The organism is Variovorax sp. P1_H12_2, assembly GCF_056405335.1.
Window position 1 is genome coordinate 1 of the sequence record NZ_JBFUCI010000411.1, and the last position, 5,676, is coordinate 5,676.

The window sequence follows — 5,676 nt, forward strand, 5'->3', positions numbered from 1 at the left end:
GAGCTACTCGATCGCCTTGGCCATGTCCTCGACCACCTTCTTGGCGTCGCCGAAGACCATCATGGTCTTGTCCATGTAGAACAGYTCGTTGTCCAGCCCGGCGTAGCCCGCGGCCATGGAACGCTTGTTCACGATCACCGTCTTGGCCTTGTAGGCCTCCAGGATCGGCATGCCGTAGATCGGCGTGCCCTTTTGCAGCGCCGCCGGGTTCACCACGTCGTTGGCCCCCAGGATGATCGCCACGTCGGCCTGCGCGAACTCGCCGTTGATGTCCTCCATCTCGAACACCTGGTCGTAGGGCACCTCGGCYTCSGCCAGCAGCACGTTCATGTGCCCCGGCATGCGCCCGGCCACCGGATGGATCGCGTACTTCACCGTCACCCCCTTGTGGGTGAGCTTCTCGGCCAGCTCGTTCACCGCGTGCTGGGCCCGCGCYACCGCCAGGCCGTAGCCCGGCACGATGATCACCGTCTCGGCGTTGCTCAGCATGTAGGCCGCATCGTCGGCGCTGCCGCTCTTGACCGGGCGCTGCTCCTGGGCGCCGGTGGCCGCCGTGGCCGCCTCGCCGCCGAAGCCGCCCAGGATCACGTTGAAGAACGAGCGGTTCATCGCCTTGCACATGATGTAGCTCAGGATCGCGCCCGAGCTGCCCACCAGCGAGCCCGCCACGATCAGCATCGCGTTGTTCAGGCTGAAGCCGATGCCCGCGGCCGCCCAGCCCGAGTAGCTGTTGAGCATCGACACCACCACCGGCATGTCGGCCCCGCCGATCGGGATGATGATCARSACGCCCATCACGAAGGCCAGCACCAGCATCGCGAGGAAGGCGCTCCAGCTCTCGGTGGCCACRTACACCAGGCCCAGCGCGATGGTCAGGAGGCCCAGCACCAGGTTCAGCTTGTGCTGGCCGCGGAAGGCCACCGGCGCGCCCTGGAACAGGCGGAACTTGTACTTGCCCGACAGCTTGCCGAAGGCGATCACCGAGCCGCTGAAGGTGATCGCGCCGATGGCCGCSCCCAGGAACAGCTCCAGCCGGTTGCCCGCGGGGATCGCGTAGCGCAGGAAGCCGTCGATGATGGCGGCCCCGTCGGGGGTGTTGATGCCGACCGCGGCCGCCACCGGCGCCGGCGTGATGCCGAAGGCCCAGGGCTCGACCACCGCGGCCACCGCGATGAACACCGCCGCCAGGCCGATCATGCTGTGGAAGAAGGCCACCAGCTCGGGCATYTGSGTCATCTCGACCGTCYTGGCCCGGTAGGCGCCGTAGCCCCCGCCGACCACCAGGCCCARSAGCACCCAGGCCATGCCSATCGCCTTGCCGCCCGACAGCTGCACGATCAGCGCCGCGGTGGTCAGGATGGCGATCGCCATGCCCACCATGCCGAAGACGTTGCCGCGGATCGARGTSGTSGGGTGGGAGAGGCCCTTSARGGCCTGGATGAAGCAGACACTGGCAACGAGGTACAGCAGCGTGACGAGGTTCATGCTCATGCTGCATTCCCCTTGCCAGCGGCCGGYGCCTTYYTRTCCTTCTTCTTGAACATCTCGAGCATGCGCCGCGTCACCAGGAAGCCGCCGAAGACGTTGACCGCGGCCAGCGCCACCGCCAGCACGCCCATGGTCTTGCCCAGGCCGSWCTCGGTCAGCGCCGCGGCCAGCATCGCGCCCACGATCACGATCGCCGAGATCGCRTTGGTSACCGCCATCAGCGGCGTGTGCAGYGCCGGCGTGACGGTCCACACCACGTGGTAGCCGACGTAGATCGCCAGCACGAAGATGATCAGGTTGATGACGGTATGGGAAACGGGATCCATGTCTTCTCCTCCGGGGGTTCGCTTAGTTCTTGGTGACCTGGCCGTCYTGCGCCATCCGGCAGGCCGCCACGATGTCGTCCTCGAGGTCGATCTTGAGCGYGCCCTCCTTGGCCACGATCAGCTTGAGGAAGTCGAGCACGTTGCGCGCATACAGCGCCGACGCGTCCGCCGCCACCCGCGCSGCCAGGTTGGTCTCGCCSACGATGGTCACGCCGTGCCTGAYCACCGTCTGGTCGGCTTCGGACAAGGGGCAGTTGCCGCCCACGCCGCCAGGCCCCTTGCCGGCGGCGATGTCCACGATCACCGAGCCCGGCTTCATCGACTTGACCATGTCTTCGGTGATGAGSGTCGGCGCCGCGCGCCCCGGGATCAGCGCGGTGCTGATCACGATGTCGGCCAGCGCGACGCGCTTGGCGACYTCSACCTGCTGGCGCGCCAGCCAGCTCGCGGGCATCGGCTTGGCGTAGCCGCCGACRCCGACCGCCGCTTCCTTCTCCTCGTCGGTGTCGTAGGACACCTCGATGAACTTGCCGCCCAGCGACTCGATCTGCTCCTTSACSSWSGGSCGCACATCGGACGCCTCGATCACCGCGCCCAGGCGCTTGGCGGTCGCGATCGCCTGCAGGCCGGCCACGCCGACRCCCAGGATCACSACCCGSGCGGCCTTCACGGTGCCCGCGGCGGTCATCAGCATCGGGAAGAAGCGCTGGTAYTGGTCGGCCGCGATCATCACGGCCTTGTAGCCGGCGATGTTGGCCTGCGAGGAGAGCACGTCCATGCTCTGCGCGCGCGTGGTGCGCGGCGCGGCCTCCAGCGCGAAGGCCGTSAGSCCGGCGGCAGCCAGGCGCTGCAGCCCCGCYCCGTCGAASGGGTTGAGCATGCCGATGACCACCGTGCCCGGCTTCATCAGCGCGCTCTCGCGCTCGTCCGGCGTGCGCACCTTGAGCACGATCTCGGCGCCGAASGCCCCCGCCGCATCCGTGATCTCCGCCCCCGCGGCCTGGTACGCCGCATCGGTCACGCTCGCAGCCACGCCCGCGCCCGCTTGCACACGCACCACATGGCCCTGCGCCACGAGCTTCTTCGCGGTCTCCGGGGTCACGGCAACTCGGGTTTCGCCTGGCACAGTCTCGGCCGGCACGCCTATCTTCATACAGTCCGCCTCTCAGGATTCATTCGAATTCGATGATCACCGCGTCGAGCGCGAGCGCATCACCGCGGCCCACGTGAACCTTCGACACCACACCGGCGCGCTCGGCGCCGAGCGTGATTTCCATCTTCATGGCCTCGACGACGCACAGGGGATCGCCGGCCGCCACGGCCTGGCCCACTTCCGCGGAGATCGCGACGACCATCGCCGGCATCGGGCTGCGCAGTTGGGAACCGGTGGCCGCCTGCTGCCGCTTCGGCATCCACGCCAGCAGTTCAGCCTCGCGTGCCGACAGCACGCAGACCTCGGCCTGCGTGCCGGCATGGGCCAGCGTGGCGCCGTCGCCGGTGCGGCGAAACTGCATCGCCACCGCCTCGCCGTCGATCGAGCCCTTCCAGACCGGCTGCCCCGGAATCCAACCGGATATCACCTCGTGCACGATCCCCGGCAGATCGTCGAAGCCGACGCGCCAGTGGCCGCGCTGGCCCTCGACCGTGACCCGGTGCGCCGCAGCTCCCAGAAGCACCACACGACGCCCGACTGCAGCGGCGCCCCCATCGGCCAGCGCGTCCATCGAGGCAGCGACCGCGGCCATGCGTTGCGCCGTGAGTCCTTCAGGCGGCGGCAACACGAAGCCCCCCTTGAACTCGTCGGCAATGAAAGCCGTCGACAGCTTGCCGGCGCGCCAGCGCGGATGACGCATCAGCGCAGACAGGAATGCAATGTTGTGCCGGATGCCTTCGATGGCAAAGGCATCGAGCGCGAGCGCCTGCTGGTCGATCGCCTCGGCCCGCGTGGGCGCGTGCGTCACCAGCTTGGCGATCATCGGGTCGTAGTGGATCGATATCTCGCCGCCCTCGTACACGCCGGTGTCATTGCGCACCGTGACGCCATCGTGCTGGCCTTCGACGGGTGGGCGGTAGGTGGTGAGCCGCCCGGTCGCAGGCATGAAGTTGCGCGTCGGGTCTTCGGCATAGACGCGGCTTTCGACCGCCCAGCCCTTCAGCCGGATGTCTTCCTGAGCGAACGCCAGCTTGCCGCCGGCGGCCACATGGATCATCTGCTCGACCAGGTCGATGCCCGTGATCAGTTCCGTCACCGGATGCTCGACCTGCAGCCGCGTGTTCATCTCCAGGAAGTAGAAGGACTTGTCCTGCCCGCAGACGAACTCGACCGTGCCCGCCGAGTCGTAGTTCACGGCGCGCGCCAGCGCCACGGCCTGCTCGCCCATGCGCCTGCGCGTGGCCTCGTCGAGCAGCGGCGACGGCGCTTCCTCGATCACCTTCTGGTTGCGGCGTTGAATGGAGCATTCGCGCTCTCCGAGATAGACCACGTTGCCGTGCTTGTCGCCCAGGACCTGGATCTCGATGTGGCGCGGATCGACGATGAACTTCTCGACGAACACGCGGTCGTCCCCGAAGGACGATGCCGCCTCGGACTTGGCGCGCGCATAGCCCTCGGCCACCTCGGCGGCCGAGGCCGCGATGCGCATGCCCTTGCCGCCGCCGCCGGCCGAGGCCTTGATCATCACCGGATAGCCGATCTCGTTGGCGATCTCCACCGCATGGGCCGGGTCCGAGATCACGCCCAGGTAGCCCGGCACCGTCGAGACCCGTGCCGCGCTGGCGCGCTTCTTGGATTCGATCTTGTCGCCCATCGCCTCCATCGCGCCCGGGTTCGGTCCAATGAACACGATGCCGGCCGCCTTCAGCGCCGTGGCGAAGGCCGCACGCTCCGAGAGGAAGCCGTAGCCCGGRTGCACCGCGTCGGCCCCGGTGCGACGGCAAGCCTCGATGATCTTGTCCATCACCAGGTAGGACTCGATCGCCGGCGCCGGTCCGATGTGGACGGCCTCGTCGGCCATCTGCACGTGCAGCGCCCGAGCGTCGGCATCGGAATACACCGCCACGGTCCGGATGCCCATCCGGCGCGCCGTCCTGATGATCCGGCAGKCAATCTCGCCGCGATTGGCGATCAGAATCTTGGAGAACATGGGGCTAGAGAGGTAGGTTGGCGTGCTTGCGCCAGGGCTGCGCACACGACTTCTGCGCCAGCAGTTCCAGCGCCTGCACGAGGTGCCCGCGGGTCTGGCGCGGAACGATGACATCGTCGATGTCGCCGCGGCGCGCCGCAGCGTCGGCCGCGAGGCGTTGCTGCGCCGCTTGCGGATCGTCGCCCAGCGCCACGGCGCCCTGGGCGTTCAGGAGTCCGATCTGCGCGTCGGGCCAGGCATAGACCAGGTCGGCGCCGAGCGCGCGCGATCCCATCGCACCGCCCGCACCGCCCAAGGCCTTGCGCAGCACCACCGTCACGAGCGGGACTGTGGCCTGCGCGTAGGCGCACAGCAACTTGCCCACGTGCCGGGCCACGCCGCCGTGCTCCTGCGCGACGCCGGGCAGGAAGCCGGGCGTGTCGACGAAGCTGAGCACCGCGATGCCGAAGGCGTCGCAGAAGCGCACGAAGCGCGCCATCTTGCGGGCCGCGTCGCAGTCGAGCACGCCGGCCAGCACCGACGACTGGTTGGCCACCACGCCGACGGTGCGGCCATCGACCCGCGCGAAGCCGATGACCGCATTCGGGGCGAAGTCGGACTGCAATTCGAAGAAGTCCGCTTCGTCGCTCACCTGCACGATGAGTTCCCTGACGTCGTAGGCGTCCGCATCGGCTTGCGGCACCAGCGTGTCCAGTGCAGGCGCCTCGCGGGCCGCATCA

At 68.4% G+C, this 5,676-nt stretch carries 5 protein-coding genes; all 5 read right to left on the bottom strand.

Annotation, left to right across the window (positions count from 1 at the left end):
* Positions 1–3 precede the first annotated feature (3 nt).
* Entirely contained in the window at positions 4–1,491 is a 1,488-nt protein-coding gene (locus tag AC1D2K_RS28645) for an NAD(P)(+) transhydrogenase (Re/Si-specific) subunit beta (RefSeq protein WP_478093028.1), read from the bottom strand.
* Positions 1,488–1,814 carry an NAD(P) transhydrogenase subunit alpha part 2 gene (locus AC1D2K_RS28650; protein ID WP_478093029.1) on the bottom strand — a complete coding sequence of 109 codons (327 nt, stop codon included), beginning with the start codon at positions 1,812–1,814 and terminating at the stop codon, positions 1,488–1,490. Before AC1D2K_RS28650 ends, AC1D2K_RS28645 begins: the two co-directional genes overlap by 4 nt.
* Before the next feature lie 22 nt (positions 1,815–1,836).
* Complete coding sequence (locus AC1D2K_RS28655; protein WP_478093031.1) at positions 1,837–2,967, bottom strand: Re/Si-specific NAD(P)(+) transhydrogenase subunit alpha; 1,131 nt, start codon at positions 2,965–2,967, stop codon at positions 1,837–1,839.
* Positions 2,968–2,986: 19 nt separating this feature from the next.
* Positions 2,987–4,957: an acetyl-CoA carboxylase biotin carboxylase subunit gene (locus AC1D2K_RS28660; RefSeq protein WP_478093033.1), complete on the bottom strand. Its 1,971-nt coding sequence runs from the start codon at positions 4,955–4,957 to the stop codon at positions 2,987–2,989.
* Between the two features lie 4 nt (positions 4,958–4,961).
* Positions 4,962–5,676, bottom strand: a 715-nt coding sequence (locus AC1D2K_RS28665; RefSeq protein WP_478093035.1) for a carboxyl transferase domain-containing protein, incomplete at its 5' end; no start/stop codon positions are given.